The sequence below is a fragment of the Neobacillus sp. CF12 genome (genome assembly GCF_030348765.1).
Taxonomy (GTDB): Bacteria; Bacillota; Bacilli; order Bacillales; family Cytobacillaceae; genus Neobacillus.
The window spans coordinates 731,883-757,122 of record NZ_JAUCEU010000007.1 but is presented as its reverse complement, the minus strand read 5'-3'; the positions used below and the strand labels follow the sequence as shown (position 1 = coordinate 757,122).

Genomic DNA, 25,240 nt, shown 5'->3' with positions numbered 1-25,240 from the left:
GCCAGGTCTGGTGGGTTCAATTCCCACGCAGTACCGCCAACTATGCAATTATATCAAGGGTTTTCGCAGATTTACTTTGATTAAAGTTTTTACATATTCCTTCACAGTCTTACTCCTATCTAATAACAAGACTGTAAAGGGACTGCTGTGAGACTGTAGAGGACGTTTCTTTCAACCTCCAATTAATTATTTATTGGAGGTTATTTATATGCAAACGAAGGTTATACCAAAAAAAGTTAAGCTGAAACTAGGTAAGATTAGAGATGGTAGCAAAAAGAAATCCGAGACTGATTCAAACATCCTAACATTGGATGAGATGTTTGATAAATTTATGACTGCTAAGAAAACAGAAGGGTTAGCACCTAGGACACTTGAAGAGTATTACAATAATTATGCTTATCTCAAAGAGTTTCTTGGTGAAGAAATGACGAATGAGAACGTCACTGCGGAAGAGTTTCAAGGATATATAGGTTTATGATTCATGATAAAGAACTTTCTCCAATGACAGTTAATATTCGCATTCGTAATATGAGAGCATTAATTAGATATTGTCATAAGAAGGAATGGATTGGTGAGCCTATCCATTTTGCTATTGTTGATTGCAAACAAAACCTCCAATCGTTTAGCAGCTATTCTATTGTAGCTGCTCTTTTTTATTCAGGAGATCTTTCAATTCACCATTCAGTCCATTTGTACTTGCATCCACCTCGATTGGGCAAGAAGGACTAGATTTCCATTATTATTGTCGTAAAATCGTTCACTGGAACCTACCTTCTAATCCGATTGACTTGGAACAACGAGAAGGAAGAATTACCCAATATAAATCGTTTCTATACGTCAAAACATAGCTAAGAAATATGGAAATGTAGAATTTGATATATATATATATGGGAAGAGATGTTTGATTAAGCGAATAAAAATGAACGAAATGAAAATACATCTGAACTAGTCCCATATTGGACTCTTTAAGAGAATCAAGGAATACAAATCGAGAGAATTGTGCCTATTTACCCGTTTAGTAAGGATGGTTATAAATATCAACGTTTAATGAAAATACTTCAGCTCTACCGATTAAGTTTAGGACAAGCAAAGCAAGAGGAACTCTTGGAATATATCTTTAAACATGATGTGGATGAAGCAGAGCTCAAGGAGATGTTTATGAATTTGAGTCCTTATTATAAGGAGAAATTATAATGAAATATCTTCAAGAAGTAGCCCATTTTCCACGGGCTATTTTTTTGCTGTTGTTTTAATTAGCAGCCCTTTTCCTGAAGATGGAAATACATATAGTATTTACTAATACCCTATGCTTGATAATACGTTAAACTAAAATCCTAAAAGTTAGATTCGGTATTAGGTAGGAAATTTTTGCATGATTTCGGTTTTTGAACCGGACGTATGCCATTTTTTGTTAGGATTATTACTTTTTGTAGTTATATAGTTCCTAATATGTGTAATTTAGGTAATATATTCTAATGAATGGAAACAAAAGTTCCCATTTAACCTATTTGTCAATTATAGCAAAATAGTACCAAGTGTAAATAAATGGAGTGAAAAAAATTGAAATCACATTTTAATAGAGATCTTCAAGTAGAAACAGAAGTTTCTCTTTTTATCGATAAATATATGTATCCACGCATTGGACATGGTTTTGAACGACAAACAGCAAAAGAACAACAGAAAAAAGGTATCGATATAAAACTACAATTGAATGAAAATACCATGCTTATTGATAATAAGTGTGCGTTTTACTATGCAAATAAAAACTTGAGTACTTTTACATTTGAGCTATCTTACGAAAAGAAGGGTACACCAAGAAAAGGGTGGCTATTAAATCCAGACCTATTAACGACTCATTACAATGTTATGTGGTTAAATACAAAGGATTCTTCTATCAAACCACAGGATATTACGGTACAAGACATTAAAGAAATAGAAGCGATGATACTTTCAAAACAGAATTTAGAATCCTATTTAGACATGTTGGGATTCAATCGAGACACTCTTGAAAAAATGGATGCAGAGATAAGAAATTCCAATACTACTAGAAAACGGTTAACGCCTCATATTGATCTAGTATTGTCATACCTTATAGCAGAAAGACCAGTTAATATTAAAATAAATAAAACAGAATTGGCTAAGATTGCAGACTATCATTTGAAAGTCACAGAGAGCAAACTTCATGATTTGAAAAATGACACAATAACAAAAGCAAGAGTCCAGGATGTTATAACTCCTCCTGGTTTAAAAGCTGAGCAAACTGTGTTTAACGCATTAAAAAAATATTATAAGGGTCGAAATAACCACCTTTTCTTGCATTACCCTTTGCATAATCAAGGATTTAGAGGGAGACATGAGATTGATATTCTAGTAGTTAACCGTCAAAGCGGGATAACAGTAGTTGAAGTTAAGGGGATAACCATCGATCAACTCTCATCTATTCAAGGCGGAGATTGGTATTATAACAATTATGCAATAGAGAAGGGGAACCCTTATAAACAGGCAGAAACTCAATTAAATATTTTATGTAATGAAATAGAACAGAACCCGCAATTGTTCCGAAAGTTTACAAAAAGAGTAGTAATTGCACTTCCTTACATTACTAGGTCCGAATGGGAGAAAAAAGGAATCCAAAATAATATTGTTCATATACCACCTATTTTATTTAAAGATGACCTAACAAGCGTTACAGAAATCCAAAAGTTCGAGGAATATTTTCTATATAGTGCATTACAACCGCTGGAAAATACTCAATGGGAGCTAATGAAACAATTCTTTGGTATCAAGGAAAATGAATCTATGGCTATAGAGGAGCCTTATTCGACTCTATATGTATTTCCTGTTGAAAGAATGTTTGAACAAAAGAAGAGGGAAATTAAGGAAAAGCTAACAAATGGTGTGAAAATAACGATCCTAAGTTATTTTGAAATGGATATAACATGGAAGAATTTGTTCGAGGAATTTACACGTAACTACCAACTACAATGTTTTTCTAGTGTTAATGAGGCTCCAATAGAAGACGGAATTGTGATTGAGGACGGAGAAGAAATACTTCCTGAAAGAATAGTAAATGATTTTAAAAGTTTTAATTATGAACAATACCAAGCAGTTCATACTCCGTACAACAGCCATTTGATGGTTAAAGCAGGGGCTGGTACAGGTAAAACACACGTGATGATAGACAGGATTATGTTCTTATTAACAAAGAATATATTGTTAAGGGACATTATAATGATTACATTTACAAATGAGTCCACAAACGAAATGAAAAAACGATTAAAAGACAAACTTACTAGCCTATCCAAGCTTACTGGGAAGACGAAATATGGATTATATGCAGAGGACGTTAAGGAGATGCAAATAAGTACGATTCACTCCTTTTCAAAATCAATTCTTACAAGCTTAGCCCATGAAATTGGCTATGGGAAAAATGTTCGGTTACGCAGCTTTATCCAAGAAAAGAAAAATATTATTCATGGACTGATAGATGAATTCTACCGTTCAAAACCAGATAGTATGTCAATCCATACGTTAAAACACTATGATTTGGTTAATATTATCTTTTCATTCTGGGATGAAATGGAGAAAAAAGGGCTATCGAAAGAAGAAATCCAAGGATTAGATTGGGGAGAGCCAATTGATCACTCCTTTACTTCGTTACATCAGTTGTTCAAATATGTATTTGAACATACAGAAGAAAGATTAGATCAAGTGAAAAAAGAAGAAAATGCTTTTTCTACGAATGACTTAATACGTAAAATTAAGGAATTCAGTCGTGATAAGGCAAAAATTACTCAATATGATCAAGACAAATATATCTTCATTGATGAATTCCAGGATAGTGACAACGTACAAATCGAGCTCGTAGCTAGTCTAGCAAATGATTTAAATTATAAACTGTTTGTCGTTGGTGATGTGAAACAATCAATCTACCGATTTAGGGGTGCAGATTACAAATCATTTGATTTATTGGAAGATAGGGTAGACAAAGTAGAAGGTGACTCTGCTTTTCTAGATATCTCTTTAAATAAGAACTACCGTACGGCTTCAAGCATTCTTGAAAAGCTCCATCCGTTGTTTAACAAATGGGGAGAAAAAGAGTGGCTAACATATGATAATAAGCTAGTTGGGATGAATAACCGTACCGAAAAGACAAATGAATTTCAAATTATTGCAACCGATTCGAAGAAATCCAATGAAGCTGTGATTCAAGCAATTCGTCATTCTTTGGAAATAACAAGAGATTTACCTAAGAAACATAATCGTAAGATAGCTATAATTGTTAGAACGAATTTACAAGCAAGAAAAGTAAATGAATGGTGTAATCAAGCTGGAATACCCACCATGCAAAACTTGGATGGTACCTTTTATACAAGCGAAGCAGTTCGTGACTTCAAAGCGTTAATTGATGGCTTACTTTTTCCACAGGACGCTAAGCATGTGTTAACAGCACTTCAATCGCCATATTTTCGGTATAAAATACCTTATCAAGTATTGTTGCCGTTCAACGGAGTAAATAAGGAAATCTTAGCTTTCATTCATGACCGAATTGGAAACGATTTTAAGCAGTATACGAAACAACTAAAAACGTATCCTGTGATGGCCGTTATTCAAAAAATCATCTCAGAAAAAGGAGTTTTCCAACACTTGAATGAATACTACCGCCATTTATTTGAAGAAGACGAGCAATTAGAAAACTTCCTAGTCAAATATAAAAAGAATTTGTTCCATTTACTAAATATCATCCAACAGCAATTTGATATGATGAATACCACGTTATACACAATTCATAAGTGGTTGACGTTGCAAATGAGAACAAACCGAACAGAAAATGAACCAAAAGCAGAAGCGTTGGAAAATTCTATAGACATCACGACAGTACACAGATCAAAGGGACTGGAATATCATACCGTAATCATCCCTAAAACAACGAATCCATTTGATGTCACACGGACAACTTTCTATATCGAGGAAGAGGATAAAGTCTCGAAACCTAATGATCGAAAAGTTGCATGGTTTATTGATAATAAAGATATAAAGTCACAAAGTAGTCATTTTAATAAATTACAAGAATTTGACCAAGAAGAGGTCTATAAAGAAGAAACAAGATTATTGTACGTCGTAATGACCCGAGTTATGGAGAGATTAGTTGTGTTTGTTCCACTATCGAATAGACAACGTACTTGGTCAGAGGTCATCAAAGAAACAGGAGTTAAGGTGGTGCAATATGACCGTTAAAGTTGAAACGTATTATCACCCACAGAAATGGGAAGAGCATGAAATCTTTCCACATATTAAAAACGAGATTCATATTTGCGCAACGAGAAATCTGGTAGATGGAATTAAAGAGCGCTACCGTATTGATGAAACAGGTGATTTTCAATATATCTTTACAATTCGCCAGGTTATTAACCATATTTTCAAAAAGTGGTATAAACCGGAGCGATTACTTGAACAGTATTTGTCAATATCAAGGATTACAAATTCGTTACCCGGTGATGAAAATTTAAAAGCAGCTTTTCGAAAGAATACGTCTGAATTACTTGAAACGATTAGGTTTCTGGTTTTCTCTGGTGTTCATCCTGAAAGTCTAAAAACAGTGCCTAATTTAACGAATAAAGAGCGTTTTTTTGGAAACCTTTGGTACAAGTTGGAAAAACAAGATTCAGATTATGATAAACTCCGTGGGTTATTAAGAGGGGCATGGAAACAGGAAAATATTCATGATAACTTCAATGCAATCCTAGAAGGTAGATATGAAAAAGGAGAAGATGTTTTCCTTGAAATTCCGAAATCAACACAGAAAATTGTTCTCCATGGCTTTTACTTTATAACACCAGAGCAGCAAGTATTTTTGAAGCTTCTTGAGAGAGCTGGGTACGAACTACTATTTTTCCAGTTTTACGATGAACGCTTTCCGAACACCTTTGATTTTTCGAAAATGTTTATATCCCACTATTTCGGATGGACCGATCAATGGAATATACAAAAAAGAGATAAGGCTAAGGAAACAATAGCGAGTCGATTTCTTCAGTCGTTCGAAGAGGGAACTCAAGAAAAATGGAGTGAAGAGAAGAAAGTATTTGCTTACGAATCTTTCTTTGATTTCCTTCATAATGTCGTCATGGAGCATTATCCAATTGGAGAACAAAAGAAACATCAAGACGAGGATGTACAAATTATAGCAACGAATGCCGATATCCTAAATGATATGCTAGTCCAATATTATCCGGAGCGGTTTGCAAATCGTAGGAATTTTTTACATTATCCTGTAGGACAATTTATTGTAAAACTTCATGATATGCGACAACAGAATCGTTTGATTCTGAATGAAGAAATTTTAATGATTAGCTTTTCATCTGGGTGGCTAACAGATAAAAGAACTATGGAAAATGCACAATTCTATACCCTTGAATTAGAACAGATATTACCGTTTTTTTCAGATTGTGTTGATATTGAGTCATGGATACAACGCATGGAAGACCTTCTTACTCAATATGATACCATTCTTCCATTGTTTGAAAATGATGAGGTTAATCGTGTATTAGAGAGTATTAGGAGCCCATTTTCTAAGATAGGTCATCTATCACTCGATAGAGACCGAGTCAAACAGATCTATGATTTCTTCTTACTTCTGAAAGAAATGGCGGGGAATTTGTTTGACTTATCCCAAGAAGAATCTTCTATCAATGAACATTTTAAGCGCTTATCGAAGTTAATGATGGAGTATAATCCTGTTACAAATAAAGTATTGCTACAGCAAGAAGAAGCAGAATTGATTGAGAAAATAAATAGAAAGATTGCATCTATTGAAGATACCCACCAATTTTTATACGAAGATATTGGAAATGCCATTCAATTTTATTTAAGTGGGAAATTTTCTGATGACGAAGATGTGTTTATTAAGCCGTTTATTGAGGTAGATGGTGAAGCCTTTAAAACGAAGAGCCGAAAAATATATCTCACAGGATTGGATGAACAAGGTCTTCCTTTGAGTGAATTCAGTATCCCATGGCCATTACAGGCGGAAACCTTTTCTGTGTTGGCTAGAGACCATAAAGAGTTAGAATTGAACGAGCTCCGAAATAATTCAGTTAAGGCAATTTCAAGGTACCTCTTATTTATGACCTTAGAATTTTTATGGAAAGATAATCTGGAATTATCATGGATTTGTAATTTCCTAGACCGTGAGAATTTAGAGCCGGCAGTGTACGTGCAATATTTAAATATGAACGTGGAAAATCATCGTTTGGAGATGAAAAAAGCTGATGATGTTCCATTTAATGAATTTGATTTTACAACATATCAGCCAGATAATCATGCCTTGCAAGACGCATATGAAGAACTAAAATTTGAAGACATTTTAGCTGAATATGAATTATGTCCTCGGAGATTTTATTACGGTTATGTACTGGATCGGTACCCTGTATTTTCCGATAAGTTTATCTATCAATTTATTTATTCAGAAATAATACGGGTCGTTAAGCGGTATACAAAACAGAATGATGATGCCGTTATAGAGATGGTTAGTGAGTTATTTCCACAGTGGTCTATTTATCAAAAGGAAAACATGGCTACAACAACCTTGGGCTATAGGGTGAGTAGTCGAGACAAACGTGAAAAGATTGTTGGAAATGTATCAGTTAGTCAGACTAGAAAAAACTTTCAATTTCCGGGACTAACCACTAACAGACGGTCTGAAATATATGATGCTGTAAATTCGAACAAGGAGCAAATAATGGGAGAGATTCAAGAACCAAGTCCGGACTTTGCCACAATGATGGAGGCAAAACCTGACCATCACTGCCGTTATTGTCCATATCTTGATCTCTGTCCTGATGGTAACTATTCTGTTGATAAGGATGAAACAAAAAAATGAAGGTAAATCAATGGAAGATTGTAGCGATGAATTGGCGTACGGTCGAGGACACTGTGGAAAAGTTATCCATTGTTCAAAAAGTAACAGAAATGGCATTACACGAGATTAAGATTAAGGGGACGCTATTTACAGCAAGAGACTTTATCAATTCTCCTGTGGATGATGATGACGATTTACCATAGAATCTTAGATTATATATTCTTAGGGAAAAGAGAGATAATAATGACAGGAATTAATCATAAGCTTACAAAGCAGCAAGAAGAGATAGTAAAGTATCAAGGAGATGAAATCCTAGTTAGGGGTATTGCAGATAGCGGGAAAACACTGGTTATGCTACGTAAGGCGAAGTTAACAGCGGAGAAATATCCCGATCAGCAGATAGCTGTGTTTACCTATGGGAAAACATTAACAAATGCTTCTAGTCTATTAATGGAGGAACAGAATCTAAAAAACCTTCATATTAGAACATTTCATAGCTGGGCCATGAGTGCTTATTACAAAGTAATGAAAAAGAGTTGTTATATGATTAAGAAAAGTGATGAGGATTTTCTAGGTAATGCCATAAAAAAATTGGCTAAAACCAACGATCATCGTTTTGTTTTAGAGGAGACAAAGTATAAGGAGTTCCTTAAGGATGAAATTTCTTGGATAAAAGGAAAAGGAATCGATTCTTTAGTGGAATATCTGGGAGCTAGCCGCCGTGGCCGTGGTAGTGAGATACGTGTTACTGAAAAAGACCGGAGAATGATCTTTGAAATTTGTGAAGGCTATAACAAGGAAAAAGGGTATCGCATGGACTATGATGATATAGGCTTGGAGCTCTCGAAAAAACTAAATCAAATACCTGAAGAAGTAAAGTTTGACCATATCTTTATTGATGAGGGACAGGACCTCCAGCAAGTGCAATTGCACATACTTAGAACAATTGCACGTAAATCCTTTTTCATTGCAGCAGACAAAGGACAAAAAATCTATAAAACTTCCTTTGCTTGGAAGGATATCGGACTAAATATTACAGGTGGACGTACAAAGATTTTGAAGGAATCCTTCCGATCAACTAAGGAAATCATTCAATTAGCAGCAAGCCTTCAGAAAAATGATTCCGTAGTCAACGATGACGAGTACACTCCATTAGAACTGCCGACTAGCTCAGGACCAGTTCCAGCAGTTATACAATGTTCTACAAGAGAGGAACAGTTTGTGGCAGTAGGTAAAACTGTAAAACAACTCCGCGAAGGATCACCTGAGGCTACAATCGGTATCTTAGCTCGACACGGTTGGAGGTTTAATGCACTTAGGCCTGTGCTAAGGGAATTCAACATCGTATCTGAAATTGTCAATCAAAAAGATGGGAATCCATATTCACCAGGGGTTAAGCTTTGTAAAATGCATTCGTCTAAAGGTCTAGAATTTGATTATGTTATTGTAATTGACTTAATAGAGCCTGAACTAAGTGAAGAAATGGATACAGACGAATTTTGGGAAGTAGAAAGACGACTGCTGTATGTATCTATCACAAGAGCCACTACTTATCTGCAACTTTACTATTATGGTGAAGGATCTAGGTTGATTAATGAGTTGGATAGGTCGTTGTATAAAAAGGTTACAGTTTGATGTGACTTTTCAGTTTGTGTGATTTTTCATCTTTATATTTTAATGATCAAAAACTAAAGGAAATGGGGATTAGTGCGGGAAAATAAAAGAAAAATAAAAACTAGAAATAAAGAGGAGTATGATTCTATTCGAAATCATACTGCTCTTTTTATGTTTAAATTATCTTTTTGTTAAAATTAGGGAGTTTTAACTAGAGTTAATAAATGTTTTATTACAAGTTTAATAAGTTTAAAAAATCGAAGGAAACTATTAGAATGAAAAAAATTGCAAAACAAAAGGTAGTTTTCGCAATTACAATCCACAATAACAGTTACGAACCAATCGAAATACTGGATAATCTAAAAGTAAAATATAGCAGTAGTATAAATAAATTTGTAACATCTGTAAACTATATCAAAGAAAGAGAGGGTTTCATTAGCGGTTATTTGTTTACAAAATGAGAAATGAAATATTTGAACAAGAATTATTAAATAGGGGATGAAAAAATGACAGATGAACAGTATAAAACTAAAGCTGAAGTCCATAATCATGGGCTAGAAGCTATTGGAAAGACCCTTAAAGAAATTAATAATAATCAATCTCTTACTGGGGCGCACAAATCCGGTGCTGGTGATGCGTGGGAGACTTGGTTTGGTAAAGTAAAGGATAGCGATAGCGAACCAGATATGCGAAAAGCTGGTGTTGAATTAAAAGCCACTCCAATCAAAGAGAATAAAAATGGTACGTTAAGCGCAAAAGAGCGATTAGTATTAAATATTATTAAGTATATGCAGGTAGTAAAAGAACCATTTGAAACAAGCCACTTCCTCCAGAAAAACAGGACTATTGAACTTGCTTTTTATAGGTGGAAACCTGAAACAAAGAAGGATGACTTCGTTATTACAGATGTTGCTTTGTATGAAATGATGAAAAATCCTGTGGACTTCGCCATTATCAAACAAGATTGGCATATCATCAATGATTATATTAAGCAAGGACGAGCGCATGAATTGTCTGAGCGTCTCACTACGTATCTATCTCCGTGTACGAAAGGAAAAACGGCTGCAGAATCTTTTCGTGAACAACCTTTTTCAAAAATTCCTGCAAAACAAAGGGCATATTCTTTAAAAGGCGGGTATATGACCTATTTATACAGGACTTATGTATTAGGAGGAGAGCCATCACCAGCTATTGTTACTAATCCATTAGCATTGCAGAATAAATCGTTATTGGATATTATACTCGATAAAATAAGACCTTTTATCGGTAATAATCGCGCTGATTTAGCAAGGAGATTTAATGTTAAAGATAATACTAAATCAACTAACCCAGAAATTATAAAGCATATGCTAGGTATTAAAGGTGCAAAAGAAGATGATTTTGGTCAAGAAATTTCGAAGGCTAATATTAAACCTAAGACCGTGGTTGTAAATAAAGGGAAGAAGGAACTAAAAGAAGAATTTAAAATTTTAGAATATAAATTTGATGAAGTTATCGAAGAAACATGGGAAGAATCGGAACTAAGAGAGTTTCTCCAAGATACTAAATTTTTGATTGTTGCTTTTGAAAATGATGGAGACAATTTAAGGCTTAAAGGTGCAAAATTTTGGGAAATGCCTGAGGAAGATATTGAAACTTCGGCTCGTATAGTTTGGGAAAATACAATTCATAAGATAAAAACGGGAGTTGAGATTAAGTGGACTCCAAACAAAAGAACGACGAACTTTATCAATTCTTCTTTACGTAATAAGTTGTTCAGTAAACTGTCGGCGAGCCAAACAGCATATTATGAGGATAGCCCGAACTCTGACAAATTACCCGCAAAAATTAATTGGATTAATCGTCCAGATGATAAAACAGATTTGTATTCTGACTACTACATGACTAAACAAGCATGGTGGTTAAACAAAGTATATATTTATAATCAGATAGCTGATATGTTTGATTCTGAATAAACACTCGGAGAGTCCTAAAAGCGAGTCAAGTCAATTGGTTTCGAATCCCACTGCTTATCGCTAGACAAAAAACAAAACAAGATATAAATCTCTGTTTAAAAAGGATTTATATGAATCAATGTCCTTCAGCATAGATGTATCAATGTTGCCTATCATCAGAAATATTGCGAGTACATACTTATTCCCTAGAGTATTTTTTTCGGGTGAATTTATGTAAGGTGAGTTCCATTTTGTACGTATTCCTTTGTAATTATATATTTATACCAACAAAAACATAGAACAAACGTTTCTGTTGGTGTATACTTATAAGTAATAAACCTTCTTGATAACAACAATTTTTTTATTTATAAAACTCAACTGTTTACCATATATTTTTTGACTGAAATTATTTAGGATTTGTGATAAGATTATTAAATCTATTTCTATTGGTATGTTGATATACTAGTAAATTTGTTAGAAACTCAAGATTTTTCTTGATCCTATCAAACTTTTTCAATATACTATTACTTAAGTATATTCCATACCGAAAGGATGTACGTTTAATGTTGAAAGTAATTGAGTTATTCGCAGGTGTTGGCGGATTTAGGCTTGGCCTCGAAGCAACAAATGGCTTTGAGACAGTTTGGGGTAACCAATGGGAACCGTCAAAAAAAGCGCAAGATGCGTTTGATTGCTACGCAAGAAATTTTGAAGGAAAAGGAATCCATTCAAACCAAGATATTACGACTGTTAATGTCGCAGAATTATTAGATTTAGATCCAGACATTATTGTTGGAGGTTTTCCTTGTCAGGACTATTCCGTTGCCCGAAGCCTTTCTGGGGAAAAGGGGATACAAGGGAAAAAGGGAGTTCTCTTTTGGGAGATTATGAGATTAGCTACGAAACTTAGACCGAAATACCTGTTACTTGAAAATGTTGACCGCTTGTTAAAATCTCCTTCCAGACAGCGGGGAAGAGATTTTTCTGTAATGCTTGCTAGTTTCAACGAGATTGGATACTCAGTAGAGTGGCGCGTTATTAATGCTGCGGAATATGGGTTTGCTCAGAGACGACGTCGGGTATTTATCTTTGCCATCCGAAACGATAGTCCATTTGTACATTCACGGAAAAAGTATGCTATTAATGAGATGTTACGAAAAGAAGGCTTTTTTGCAAAGACATTTCCAATTACTGATGACATATCGAAGCATAAGCCTAGTGAATTCGAGTTATCAAATGATTTACTATTTATTTCTAATCACTTTTCTGCAAATTATCTCAATGCTGGTATTATGAGGGATGGGATTGTTTATACCGAGGAATTAACTCCTATGGAAGAAGCACCAATAACTCTTCAGGATATTATTGAATCAAATGTTGATGAAAAATATTATTTATCTGAAGAAGCAATTGAGAAATTTCGCTATTTAAAAGGTCCTAAAAGGATTGAGCGTACTTCGGCTAGTGGACATAAATACATCTTTTCAGAAGGTGGCATGTCCTTCCCAGAGCCACTGGATAAACCAGGAAGAACTATGCTAACAAGTGAAGCTACAACTAACCGAAGCAGCCATGTCATCGAAGATCCGGAAACAAAAAGAATTCGAGTTCTTACTCCAGTTGAATGTGAAAGACTTAATGGATTCCCTGATAACTGGACTGCAGGAATATCTGAACGCATGAGATATTTTTGTATGGGTAATGCACTCGTTGTTGGATTAATTGAGCGTATGGGCATGAGAATCCTTGAGATTGAGGAAGAAGTTTCAAAAGCAGTTCTAGAGGAACCACAGCAAATGAGACTGTTTTAACATTCTATATATGTAATAAAATGACTTTAACTGAAACTAGTTAAGGTCTTTTTTTATGATGGTTTTGAGTGTATCAACAATTATTGAGGGATGTACTTAAGTAATGCCTATGATACTGTGACGATGTTTTGTAAAAGAATATCTTTCTACTTTTACGTTAGGGCTAACGTTGAAAACCTAATTTAAAATCTGCATTACGATAATTTCCGATTAAGTCAATAATTACACACTTTTCCTTATGTGGATGCAGCCGTAGTCCACGGCCAATTTGTTGAGCGAAAAAATTGATACACAACCTAACGAGGGTAAACCTAGAAACATCCAACCAATATTACCAGGGTTTTGTGAGATTGATTTGGATGTTAAGGTTATTGACCTTCTTAAAGAAATGATCAGAAAGCGGCAGCCGAGAAGAGAGAAGCTCTTCCAAGATTATATGGATTTAAAGAGGGATATAGGTAGAATACCTGCATATTTGGAATTACCTTTAAAAGGAGCTTCGGTTTCTCCGCAATACCGACAGGAATTTAGTTCATATTTTGGGTTTCTAAAATGTGCTGAAGAATTAATGGAACGATAGATTGAAATATTTGACCGATATGTAAATTGGTTTATCGAAGTAGAAAAAACAGGGATGGCTAAAAGCTATAAAATGGTTGTATTATTAGCCATGCTCGAACACGGAAAATCGAACTGGTTCAATCCTATAACTTCAAAAGATGTAGCACCTTTCTTTCATCACTACCTAATGGAAAAAGAACATCGCAAAAGAATTGACTTTTACGATAAGGAGCAAAGAAATTATGGGATTATGATGAATAAGGTATTAGCAAATTGATTGCTACCATGCCAATGTCAAAATGGAGTGGCAGTTCTAAGGGATTGATTTCTTATAAAATGATGTATTTCAATTAAACATTGATGTAACAAAAGAACATGAGGATTTTAATTCCAATAGACAGAGGGATTTTGTGAATATCGCCAACATTATCACTTTGAACGTAAGGCACGATCTCAAATTAGACTATAATATGAATGTCAAAGGGGCTGCTCAAAATATGCGGCCCTTTTGACTTTTATATACTTCTATTACCTTACCTTATTCTTACCAAGTAAAATGTCTATTATTGTAAATTGCTGGATGTTATAATGTGAGAAAAGCACTATTATTATATTAGAAATATTTAATTAAGAATATCAATAGATCTTTTTTTGTTGGAAAATGATAGTTTTACTTTACGGAAAATACAATAGATATGTATATTTGGAGGATTGAAAAATGAAGACCTTTTGGAATTTCCCTGCTGCAGTCGGGGGAATGATTAATTCAATTAATAATGCGGGGTTGGAAACGTTCCGTGGCAATGCCTTAGATTCACTAACAAGAGAAATTTGCCAGAATTCCCTGGATGCTGTTAAAGATAAGAACAACCCAGTTGTGGTGGAGTTTAATCGTTTTTCCATGCCAATCAATAACTTTCCTAAGCGGTATGATTTAATAAATGTGTTTAAACTTTGCAAACAAACATGGGAAGGCCATAATCAAAAAAGTGAAGATTTCATAGAACAAGCATTGTCCATTTTAGGTAGAAATGAAATTAGTTTTTTAAGAATAAGTGATTTTAATACAAAAGGATTAGAAGGGGCAAGAGAAGGTAATCTTGGTTCGCCTTGGTCTTCCTTAATTAAAGAAGCAGGATCCTCCAATAAAGAAGGAGATTCTGGCGGTAGTTTTGGTATCGGAAAGTCAGCACCATTTCTCAATTCAAATTTGAGAACGCTTTTTTACACTTCTTACGATACTTCAGGATATCAATCACATATTGGTGTAGCGAATATTATGTCATTTAAAAAGAATGATAACCAAGTTACATTAGGCAATGGATATTTCACGCACAATGATCACTCGATGGCCATTCCCAATTTATTACATCTTGATGAGAGCTTCCAAAGAAATGAAACGGGAACGGATATCTATGTTTCGGCTTTTGAACCTAAGGAAGATTGGGAAGTTGAAATAAAAAAATCTGTTTTATTCAACTTTTTTATTACTGTTTTTAAGGGGAAATTGGTTGTCAAAATTAACGATTTTAAAATCAACAATCAAAATATTGGTCAATTGATTTATGAATTAGAAGACACGGAAGATAACAGGATTTTAAAGAATTATTATAATCTCTTAATCTCCAACAAAACAATTAAAGTCCCGTACCCAGCCATGAACTATTCCAAAGGGACCCGTTTTGAAGAAGGAGAAGCGGAACTCTATTTACTCAACGGTGAGGACTTAAACAGAAGGGTATTAATGACTAGAAAAACAGGAATGCGTATTTTTGAGCAAAAGAATATCAGCGGAAGCATTTCGTTTACTGGCCTTTTGATGATAACAGGATCACAGATGAACAACATCTTTAAACAGATGGAGAACCCTGCACACAATGAGTGGGCGGCGGAGCGGTATGAGAAGGATCCTAAGTTAGCCAAAAAGGTATATGCTGATTTAAGGAAATTCATCCGTGACACCGTGAAGAATACTTTTCAGGAAAAAATTACAGATGAAATGGATGCTGTTGGATTAAGCGACTTTTTACCGAATAAGGACGTTAGTGACTCATCCTCGGTGAGTAAGTCAGAATCATTAAATTCATCTATAAAGGCCATTGTTACGAAACATAAGGAAAAAGAAACACCTAAAGCAACTAGAAAAAAAGGGAAGGACACGAAGGAATTTGAAGAACAGTTAGCAGGGGAATATGGTATTTCTCCAACAGGTGATCAAGGTGGAAACGGTACTGGTGAACACACTGACGGAGGAACAGAAGGTGCCGGCGCAGCCAATTCTGGCGGAAATAACGAGATGGATGAAAATCAACGTGGAGAACAAGGAAATCGCAGGGAGCGAAAACCTAGTAAACACCCAATTCAGGTTAAGCAAAGATATGTTTGTGTTGATCGAAATAACGGCAAATATAAGTTTAATATTGTACCAGAAAAGACGCTGTCAAGAGGTCGTTTGGTGTTTAGTGTTGTAGGGGAGCAAAGTGATTATGATTTGCCGATTAAAGCTGCCTTTACAGATGATGGTAATGTTACGATTGAAAAAATAAGTTCAAACACCGTATACCTTAACACTCTTACAAAAAATAAGGGTGTTGTGTTAAATGTTGAGATTGATTATTCCAATTATTGCGTGATGGAGGTGGAATTGTATGAAGATTAATCATTCCTATCCATACCCAGTTCTTTATATGAATAATGACGACTATTTGGATTCAAGTTTTAACACAAAAATCCAAGTTTATGAATCGTTTGGTGAAGTGAAGATTCAGGCCGAGTTTGAATTAATTAACCAAGGAATTCAGGATTTAATTGACAATCACTATGGGGTTTATTTAGTTCATATTGAATGTGGTCAGACTAGCTACCGTCAAGCCTTTCAATCTAGTAAAAAAACTCTGGACATTTCGATCCCAACAAGTGTGCTCCGAGGAAAAATTTTAATCCACTCCTTTATTATTGCCAGTGAGAAAATTGAAAACTATCAAAACCAATTGTTAAATGATTGGTTTAAAGATATTGCTATTTCTTTTGAAAAAGGAAACTTACTCGCAATTGGGGATGCGATTGAAACGACTTTATTCGAAGAGAATTTAGAACTTTTAAATCTGCCTTCCATTGCAAAGATAACGAAATCGAATAAAAATGAATTCATGGAAGTGGATATCCACTCCAACTTTATTACGATTTCGCTACCGGAATATGAATATAACCAATATGCATCTAATGCTAATTCAAGATTAAAGAACACCATCTTGTCCACTGTCATTGTTCCGAGTTTAGTATATGTATTTTCAAAACTACAAGATAACCATGAAGACTTGGAAGGGTACACCTGGTATCAAGTGTTGGAGAAAATTTTTGTTGATAACAATGTTAACATTCACGACGTCGGTACGGATTCATTGTCGGCTTTGAAGGCTGCTCAAATGGTATTAAGAAAACCTATAAGAACCAGTCTCGAAGAAATCGAGAAGCGAAATAAAATGGAGGATTAAAGTGAAATTATCATTCATTACAGATGAGACTCTAATGGATTTACGGACGAATTATGATTCATATAAAGAACATTACTATACAAAAGATAACGTTTGGTTTGACAATTATTTTCGTGAAGAGGATCGAGTAGTTGAATCCAAAATTGACTTTGAAATGCCAGAATTTAACTACCATGAAGACTATGCTTTTAGTGATCGAGAAAATGTTAAAGTCATTTATGATGCTCTGAAACATTTAACCGTATCTCAAGCAACACAAGAAAAACTTTGGTCAGGATTAGCACATTTACAATTTAGAGATTTCACTTACTATCGCTTAAAAAGTGAATTACAAGATAAAAAGGATCAGCGAATCAACACAGCCATTTTCTTTAAAAACGGAAATAAACGCTCGTTATTTGTACACATTCTAGCTAGATTGTGGTGGGTAGGATATATGACCTATGATGAATCTAATACTAGTAATCCGTATTGGTTAACGGACTTCTTTACTGAAAAAGATTTCTCTGCAAGATGTATTGTTTTCTTTTCAAGTAATTTTACATCTAACCGCAATATTACCAGGGGTATTCTAAAATCAATTATTAAGCTTGAAAAAAGAGGAATTCAGATTAAACGAGATCACTTTGTTCAGGCAAATAAATATTTGAATGTTGTTGGCGGGGCAATGATTTTAGATATGCTTTCGACTGATGAAGTGGAAAATATGATCGATCAGTATTTGGCCAAATATTATTCCTTGGAAGTCGAAGTATAATAGTTTGTTTTCCAATGATAAAATGAAGAAGGTTTAATTAATCCAGAAGAGGATGTTAGACGATATTCTATAATATTAATACCCCGTCCCTTATTGGAACGGGGGTTTAATTTAAGCAAATCAATTCCTTTTCTTTAAAACACCTTTTTTTACCAGATTAATAAGCGTACCCTTAGTTTTTATCCAGAATAAGACCATGGGGACGGTTTGTGGTCGGCACTGTTCTCTTTAAAACTATATGAACCTACCCTGTGTATTGATGGCGCTAATTATTTGCACTGCTGCGTTCGCATAAAATAAGCTTCAGTTCAATGAATGATTTTCCTGAATAGAGATACTAAAGAGCTTGGTTCTCAAATACATTTACAATACAACACATATGCGATAGAAATAGCCGTTTACCCTATTTAATGAAATTGTTTCCTATTTTGGTCATTAGCGTGGCTATCCTTTTTTGTTATTAATGGGGTAAACACATAGACTTTATACCTTTTTGTACAATAAAAATTTATGATTAGTCGAATAGATATAAGTGAATTATAATGAAAACAATAAATGTACTAGAATATGGAGGAAAAACCAATGAAATTTCCAAATGATGCTGATGGAGATGCTTTACATAGTCTATATAAAGATGGATTAGATTTTAAAAAACAACAATCAGTAGACTTTTTTGTGGCTGTGCCTGATAAAGCAACAGGTGAAGAATTATCGAAAGTACTAGAGGAAGAAGGATTCAATTGTTTCTTAGAGCAAGACGACGAAACTGAAGAGTGGGCATGTTGTTGCTCTAAAAGAATGTTATTAAATTATAATGAATTAATTAAAATACAGAATAAATTAAATAACCTAAGTAAACCACATGGTGGTTATTCTGACGGTTGGGGCGTTTTTGTAGAATAAATTGATTGAGGGAATCAAAAAGATGATTTCGACGTTTTTACGGAGAATGTAGGTGATTACAGCCAATGAAATGTACCAACTTTGACATAGTTTTTACCAATTAGTGACAAAAAGTTTACCGAAGAATGACAGGTTGTTTACCACTTCAAATCTTCTGGTGATAAAGGATAGAAAACATAGTATTGAGAAACAAAAATGTTATAGTTGTTATCCACATTGATTGATTTTCAATAAGATCAGTCTTCCACAATCGGGCCATGATTGTGGAGAAAGATTGTTTGTAATTAATTGGGATCAACTGTATTATAAGTAAATGAGGTTTTTAAAAACAGAACGCTTATTCGATAATTTTAGCAAAAAGGCAAATATGATGTTAAACTATTAGTAAGGTTTTAGCTAGTCCAAGTTTCAATACAGGAAAATTGATACGATACAGATTCAATTGAATAAACAAGTTGTAGACCGGTACCCAACAAAAGGAGAAGAGAAATTGTCTGATGATGATTTCTCTTCTCCTTTTTATAGTATATTTTGATATTTAACAATGCCCTTAAAGGGGTTTTTTGTTCCTATAGCGAAAAAAGTAGTATAAAATTTTACTATAAAGGAGAGCTTCTTTAGATGAATCTAAATGATTTATCTAGGATATTGAATGAAATGTACTCTAATGCTCCAGAGGGGGATCAAGTAGCAAAAGTTCATTTATTTGGGGTAAAATATGCAGAGTGTATTTTAAGAAATAACTATAAAGCTACTGAAATTGTTCGTTTATCAGGTATAAAACCGTCATATGCAACTGAAGTGAGTAATGAAATTAAGTTGTCTAAGTATGTAGTGCCTCAGGATCATGAACTTTGAAGGTGTCTACAAATTCGTGAAAACTCTATCGAAAGTAATGTCGATAAAATAATGGATGTATTCAAAGAATAGCTAAATGCAAAATACAAAGTACAGAACGGAGAATAGACAATGGCTACAACAATTGAAGTGAACAAACAAAGTGTCAAACAATTATTAGAAACAGGCAAAGTTAATAAATTCATTATCCCTGAATATCAACGTCCATATGCGTGGTCTGACGAACAAATTCAAACGCTCTTTGATGACTTAATAGAGTACACGGAAAATGATAATGAAAGCACTTATTTTCTGGGAACGATTGTTTCTTACGAAAATGAGAACGATGAACAGGAAATTATTGATGGTCAACAGCGCATCACTTCTTTGTTTTTATTGCTTCGTGCACTTTACTCAAAACTTAGTTCGATGACAGAAACAAAAGAAGTGAAAAATTTTAAGGGACAAATTGAATCGGCATTGTGGGAACAGGATGAATTAACTGCTGAGGTTGATTATGAAAAAACGCTTATTGAATCTAGGGTGATGAGGGATGAAGGGAATGAAACTTTCGCCGAAATTCTTATCAGTGGCACTATTGAAGAAGGTGCGAAAGATAATTATTCGTTAAACTACAAATTATTTACAGGGCTAATAGAGAAATATGCTACAAATGAGCCAGAGTTGTTTTTCTGGTTCATCCGAAATGTTTTGAACAAAGCGATTTTATTACCAATTACAGCAGATTCACAAGATACGGCGTTAACAATCTTCTCAACTCTGAACGATAGAGGACTAGCTTTATCCGATGCAGATATTTTTAAAGCAAAGATCTATAATCATTTGGATGCTGAAGGGAAAGCAGTTTTTATTGAACAGTGGCAACAACTTGATGATGAAGCTACAAATGCGAATGAAAGTATTCAAAAATTGTTTTATTATTATATGTTTTATTTGAGAGCGTTAGAAAACGATAGAAATACAACGACACCAGGGATAAGGAAATACTATTCAAGGAATAATTTTGAGCAGTTATATAAGAGCGACGTGATGAACAACCTAAATAAGGTGCTTAACTTATGGCTTGTAGTTAATAATCGTGTAGAAATCGAAGATGAAGACTGGTCGAAAAATATTGAAGTTAAACAAGTACTTGATGTGTTATCTTCGTATCCAAATGAATTTTGGAAGTATCCAGTAGTCATTTATTATCTTAAATATCATGGTTCGCAAGATTTTGAAGAACTATTCTTGAAATTTCTCAAGAAACTACTCGCAGTTTTGGCGGCACGGTATATAGTTACGCCGACTATAAATGCTGTAAAGCGAGGAATCTTGAATTTAAACTCAGATATTATTAGATCGTCTATGCCAATATTTGATTTTGCTACAGTAGATGAACAGGAATTAAAAGGGAAGATTAAGACGGCTCACCGTAATACTGTTCGTATGATATTGAAGATTCTTGCTTATCAATGCCAGGAGGAACTTCTTCCCGAGAAATGGGAAATAGAGCATATTCTCCCTCAGAAATGGCAATCAAGTTATTTTCCAAGCAATTCTGATGGGGAGGTAAAAGAGTTAGTGGAACATATAGGGAATAAGATTCCTTTTGAGAAAAAGCTGAACATTATTGCAAGTAATGGATACTTTAAAAAGAAACAAGAAAGTTATGAGAAATCAAAAGTACAGCTTTTACTTGACCTTTCTAACCAGCATAATGATTGGGGACTAAACGAAATTCGTGAAAGAGATATTCGGATTACTGACGAGTTGTTAATCTTACTAAATGATTGGGGGTTAAATCAATCTGACCTTCCAGTTCAAGATGAACAATCTCCAATTCCAACGGTTGAAGAATTAAAGATGATTGAAGAGTTAAAGAGAAAAGGTTTAATTTAAGAGAATAGGTTGAATTAACCTAATTGTAATGCAGACTTATAAAAAAATTATCATGGCAATGAATACGAGTGTGATAGGAGATAAAACAGTACTACGGGCGAACCGCCAAGAATTTGCATGTTAGTTGCATAATGCTACGGGTAATTATAAATTAGGGCTAGAGTTGCAAAGGAAGTATTATTAATAAAATATGTATTGGGAAAGGGCTAAAACTGGCACTTCCTCTTTTTGTAATTTTTACTACCCAACGAGCTGGATCTCAGGTAACGTTTATTAAGTAATTCGGCATCTTTACCATCATAAACTACTCAAGGCAGATATTTACCCTCTGCCTATTTTTATTTAAAACCATAATCATCATCCCAGATTACAACTGGATGCCACGCCATCCCCTTACATCGCATTGCCTATATTCATTATCACCAATAGCCACCAAGGTGCCATCCGATTGAAGTCCGATGGTATGAGCGCAACCCGCCGCAATCGCCACTATATCGCGCCAGCCGCTTACATCGCATTGACCATACTTGTTCAATCCCACCGCCACTACGGTTCCGTCCGATTTTAGTCCGACTGTATGATAACTACCCCCTGCAATCGCCACCATGCCGCGCCACTTGCTTACATCGCATTGACCATGCTTATTCGAACCGGCAGCTGACACTGTGCCATCCGATTTAAGCTCGACGGTATGAAGGTAACCCGCCGCAATCGCCACCATGTCGTGCCAGTCGCTTACATTGCATTGACCATACCTATTATTACCTGTTGCCAACACGGTACCGTCCGATTGAAGGCCGACAGTATGCCAGTCACCCGCCGCAACACCCACTATATCACACCATTCGCCTACATTGCATTGTCCTTCATGATTTCGCCCCACCGCCACCACGGTGCCATCCGATTTAACTCCAACTGTACGGCGCCAGCCTGCAGCAATCGCAACAATATCGTGCCATTCGCTTACATTGCATTGGTTATGCTTATTCCAACCTACAGCCGTCATGGTACCGTCCGATCTAAGTCCTACGGTATGAGCATTTCCAGTATTCGTTGCCATATGAACATTGCCAGCCGCGACCGCCACTATATTATGCCAACCGCTAACATCACATTGACCATAAAGATTATCACCCACAGCCGTAACCGTACCGTCAGATCTTTGCACAACGGTATGACGAGGACCCGCCGCAATGCTATCTTTTGGCCACATTTTCACCTTTATCGCCGCATCTTTCGGAGAATTGTCGTTCATAATTTACCTCCCTGAAATAGAAGCAACTCTGCTATTACCTGTAAAGTATAAGGAACTCTAATGTTGCTCGTCAAATGTAGGGTTGCTGATAATCGATTCTTATCTAATTCTACTAATCATTCCACAAGCGATTTTATAATCATAAGTTCATTTGTTTAACAATAAACAAAACATAACTATAAATAAATATTTATTGATTATCAATAAATATTGTGGTAAATTTCAATTTGACACTAAATAAAAGAGCTGTTTTTTATGAAACGAGGATCAACCAGCTTTTTAAAGATAGCTCTTATACTTATAGGAATTCCCATTCTTTCTTTGTGTATATTTGTTTTTTCCTTTAATCAATAAGTATGCAGGTGAAGGTAGTGCAGAAATGGCTTATGTCCTTTATGGTATTTTAACGATTATGTACGTTTCGGCGATTCCTTTTTACTTTGCGTTGTATCAAGCTTTTACACTTTTAAGCTATATTGACAAGAATAAAGCTTTCTCGGAAATTTCGGTAAAAGCTTTGAAGAAGATCAAAAATTACGCTGCTGCCAATCTTTCAATCTTGAAAAATGGAAAGGAGAAGGCGATTAGGTTTTCAACATTACTAGCGATTTGTAAAGCTTTGGATTGTCAACCAGGGGATATTTTAGAATACAGAAGTGATGATTTGTGATTTTTGAACGTAACAAGAGCAAAACAACCTTCGGAGGTGGAATGAATATGAGAATACCCTTTTTTTCTACTATTAAACATCCGGAAGAATCAGTCGATTTTTCAGGAGAAAATATACCGGATCATATCGCCATTATTATGGACGGAAATGGACGCTGGGCGCAAAAGCGCGGCATGCCCAGAATGGCTGGCCACAAAGAAGGCATATCAACCGTCGTAAAAATCGTCAAGACAGCAGTCAAATACAAGGTAAAGGCTCTGACCCTTTATACATTTTCCACGGAAAACTGGAAACGTCCAAAGCCCGAGGTCGACACCATCTTGAAACTTCCTAAGGAATTTCTACATATCTATTTGCCAGAACTTATGGCGAATGATGTACGCATTGAGACCATAGGCGATATCGAACATCTTCCGGCACATACACGGAAAGCCGTCCAATATGCAGTGGACCGTACTCGAGACAATAACGGTCTTCAGCTTAATTTTGCGCTAAATTATGGAGGTAGACAAGAGATTCTAAATGCCATGAAAGAACTATTCACAGATATAAACGATGCGAAATTATCGATGCATGAAGTGGATGAACAGACGTTTTCAAAATATCTGTATACAGATGGTTTACCAGACCCTGACTTACTTATTCGAACTGGCGGCGAAAAACGCTTGAGTAATTACTTGCCCTGGCAATTGGCCTACACCGAGTTCTGGTTTACCGATGTCCTTTGGCCAGATTTCTCCGAGAAGGAATTTATACAGGCGCTTGAGGAGTACGGATTACGAAAGAGACGGTATGGCGGGTTATAAAAATTACTACCAGATAGATTATATAGAAATAAAAAGACTACAAGTGGTAGCCCTATGTTCAAAAGATAAGAATAAAAAAATTCCTTGGTTCGTTAGCGTAACCAAGGAATTTTTCTATTTCCTAGCTAGAACACCCTTTTTCACAAGATTAACAAGTGTCCCTTTATTCTTATAGCGATTATAAGCAATCAATCTATTAAGGTCTTTAATCGTTAAAAGGGAAGGGTCAATTGCCAATACAAATTCATCTTTTACTTTTTCAATCAACGACAGCGCATTCTCAATCTGCTTTGCTGATAGAGTGTAATCTTCTACAAGGCTAGTGCCTCTCCCGTAGGATAATTGTTCTGTTTGGTTATTTTCTAAAGCCGCTGCATGCTCTTTTTTTTTGCCTCAACTATGGATTCAACCTCTGCTTGGCTTTGGGGATGATAGAACATTAGGCTCTTCGGATTTTTAATATTATATAAAGGACATTTAAAGAAGCATCGAATTTTCGTGAGTTTTCTTGGTTGTAGTCATAGGTAATACGACTGTAGCCGTTTTCTATTAGAATAACAGTAATCTTTTGAACCATTTCTCTTTCAAAATCGTCTTCGAAATTATCGTCAACTTTATATATTCCTAAGTTAGCGATATGAGGGTTTTGTGATTTTAACTGGTAAACCCACACCTCATCAAATCCACTTCCATTAAGATATGGGTAATTTACCTTTAAGCTCTCAACTGCATCTTCTTTTGTCGCTGCTTAAAAAACTTGAATATTCCTCAAACGGACCAAATAATGGAGGTCAAAATTGAAGGTGTATAAATTTGTTGTGAAGAATGTGACATTGTT

19 protein-coding genes and 2 pseudogenes are annotated in these 25,240 nt (G+C 35.1%); 18 read left to right on the top strand and 3 right to left on the bottom strand.

Annotated features, from left to right (window positions below):
- Positions 1–208 precede the first annotated feature (208 nt).
- The 9 genes from QUG14_RS03870 (at position 209) to dcm (ending at position 13,217) form a co-directional block, all read left to right on the top strand.
- On the top strand, positions 209–478 hold the full coding sequence (locus QUG14_RS03870) for a hypothetical protein (protein ID WP_289339226.1): 270 nt from the start codon (positions 209–211) through the stop codon (positions 476–478).
- Positions 475–729, top strand: a complete 255-nt coding sequence (locus tag QUG14_RS03865; RefSeq protein ID WP_289339225.1) for a hypothetical protein — start codon at positions 475–477, stop codon at positions 727–729. The genes QUG14_RS03870 and QUG14_RS03865 overlap by 4 nt, the downstream gene beginning before the upstream one ends.
- Positions 711–848: a hypothetical protein gene (locus QUG14_RS03860; protein ID WP_289344065.1), complete on the top strand. Its 138-nt coding sequence runs from the start codon at positions 711–713 to the stop codon at positions 846–848. The genes QUG14_RS03865 and QUG14_RS03860 overlap by 19 nt, the downstream gene beginning before the upstream one ends.
- Positions 849–1,560: 712 nt before the next feature.
- Positions 1,561–5,238 (top strand): UvrD-helicase domain-containing protein, encoded by a 3,678-nt coding sequence (locus QUG14_RS03855; protein ID WP_289339224.1) that lies wholly within the window; start codon positions 1,561–1,563, stop codon positions 5,236–5,238.
- Positions 5,228–7,879, top strand: coding sequence for a PD-(D/E)XK nuclease family protein (locus tag QUG14_RS03850; RefSeq protein WP_289339223.1), 2,652 nt, complete (start codon positions 5,228–5,230; stop codon positions 7,877–7,879). Before QUG14_RS03855 ends, QUG14_RS03850 begins: the two co-directional genes overlap by 11 nt.
- Positions 7,876–8,061, top strand: coding sequence for a hypothetical protein (locus tag QUG14_RS03845; protein ID WP_289339222.1), 186 nt, complete (start codon positions 7,876–7,878; stop codon positions 8,059–8,061). Before QUG14_RS03850 ends, QUG14_RS03845 begins: the two co-directional genes overlap by 4 nt.
- A 40-nt stretch (positions 8,062–8,101) precedes the next feature.
- Positions 8,102–9,493, top strand: coding sequence for a UvrD-helicase domain-containing protein (locus QUG14_RS03840; protein WP_289339221.1), 1,392 nt, complete (start codon positions 8,102–8,104; stop codon positions 9,491–9,493).
- Between the two features lie 485 nt (positions 9,494–9,978).
- On the top strand, positions 9,979–11,427 hold the full coding sequence (locus QUG14_RS03835; protein WP_289339220.1) for a Sau3AI family type II restriction endonuclease: 1,449 nt from the start codon (positions 9,979–9,981) through the stop codon (positions 11,425–11,427).
- Between the two features lie 542 nt (positions 11,428–11,969).
- Positions 11,970–13,217 carry a DNA (cytosine-5-)-methyltransferase gene (dcm, locus tag QUG14_RS03830; protein ID WP_289339219.1) on the top strand — a complete coding sequence of 416 codons (1,248 nt, stop codon included), beginning with the start codon at positions 11,970–11,972 and terminating at the stop codon, positions 13,215–13,217.
- Positions 13,218–13,395: 178 nt separating this feature from the next.
- Here the strand turns inward: dcm and QUG14_RS29850 are convergent.
- Positions 13,396–13,506: pseudogene (locus QUG14_RS29850) on the bottom strand (RNA helicase); the annotation flags it as partial.
- A 345-nt stretch (positions 13,507–13,851) separates the two neighbouring features.
- On the opposite strand from QUG14_RS29850, the gene QUG14_RS03825 reads away from it, so the two are divergent.
- The 7 genes from QUG14_RS03825 (at position 13,852) to QUG14_RS03795 (ending at position 21,671) form a co-directional block, all read left to right on the top strand.
- Positions 13,852–14,055: a hypothetical protein gene (locus QUG14_RS03825; protein WP_289339218.1), complete on the top strand. Its 204-nt coding sequence runs from the start codon at positions 13,852–13,854 to the stop codon at positions 14,053–14,055.
- Positions 14,056–14,496: 441 nt separating this feature from the next.
- Positions 14,497–16,437 (top strand): hypothetical protein, encoded by a 1,941-nt coding sequence (locus tag QUG14_RS03820; protein WP_289339217.1) that lies wholly within the window; start codon positions 14,497–14,499, stop codon positions 16,435–16,437.
- Entirely contained in the window at positions 16,427–17,272 is an 846-nt protein-coding gene (locus tag QUG14_RS03815; protein WP_289339216.1) for a hypothetical protein, read from the top strand. The genes QUG14_RS03820 and QUG14_RS03815 overlap by 11 nt, the downstream gene beginning before the upstream one ends.
- Position 17,273: 1 nt before the next feature.
- A complete protein-coding gene (locus QUG14_RS03810) occupies positions 17,274–18,029 on the top strand; it encodes a DUF6339 family protein (RefSeq protein ID WP_289339215.1) in 756 nt (251 codons plus the stop codon).
- Positions 18,030–18,611: 582 nt separating this feature from the next.
- Positions 18,612–18,932, top strand: a complete 321-nt coding sequence (locus QUG14_RS03805; protein ID WP_289339214.1) for a ribonuclease E inhibitor RraB — start codon at positions 18,612–18,614, stop codon at positions 18,930–18,932.
- Positions 18,933–19,553: 621 nt separating this feature from the next.
- Positions 19,554–19,790, top strand: coding sequence for an HTH-like domain-containing protein (locus tag QUG14_RS03800; protein WP_289339213.1), 237 nt, complete (start codon positions 19,554–19,556; stop codon positions 19,788–19,790).
- Between the two features lie 111 nt (positions 19,791–19,901).
- On the top strand, positions 19,902–21,671 hold the full coding sequence (locus QUG14_RS03795) for a DUF262 domain-containing protein (RefSeq protein WP_289339212.1): 1,770 nt from the start codon (positions 19,902–19,904) through the stop codon (positions 21,669–21,671).
- A gap of 367 nt (positions 21,672–22,038) precedes the next feature.
- On the opposite strand, the gene QUG14_RS03790 is transcribed toward QUG14_RS03795, so the two are convergent.
- Complete coding sequence (locus tag QUG14_RS03790; RefSeq protein ID WP_289339211.1) at positions 22,039–22,926, bottom strand: RCC1 domain-containing protein; 888 nt, start codon at positions 22,924–22,926, stop codon at positions 22,039–22,041.
- A gap of 255 nt (positions 22,927–23,181) precedes the next feature.
- Between QUG14_RS03790 and QUG14_RS29845 the strand changes: the two are divergent.
- Together QUG14_RS29845 and QUG14_RS03780 are read left to right on the top strand one after the other, a co-directional pair.
- A pseudogene (locus tag QUG14_RS29845) lies at positions 23,182–23,596 on the top strand (DUF2975 domain-containing protein).
- Between the two features lie 41 nt (positions 23,597–23,637).
- A complete protein-coding gene (locus tag QUG14_RS03780; protein WP_289344063.1) occupies positions 23,638–24,402 on the top strand; it encodes an undecaprenyl pyrophosphate synthase in 765 nt (254 codons plus the stop codon).
- Positions 24,403–24,516: 114 nt separating this feature from the next.
- Here QUG14_RS03780 and QUG14_RS03775 read toward each other — a convergent pair whose 3' ends face one another.
- Complete coding sequence (locus QUG14_RS03775) at positions 24,517–24,669, bottom strand: hypothetical protein (RefSeq protein WP_289339210.1); 153 nt, start codon at positions 24,667–24,669, stop codon at positions 24,517–24,519.
- Positions 24,670–25,240 lie beyond the last annotated feature (571 nt).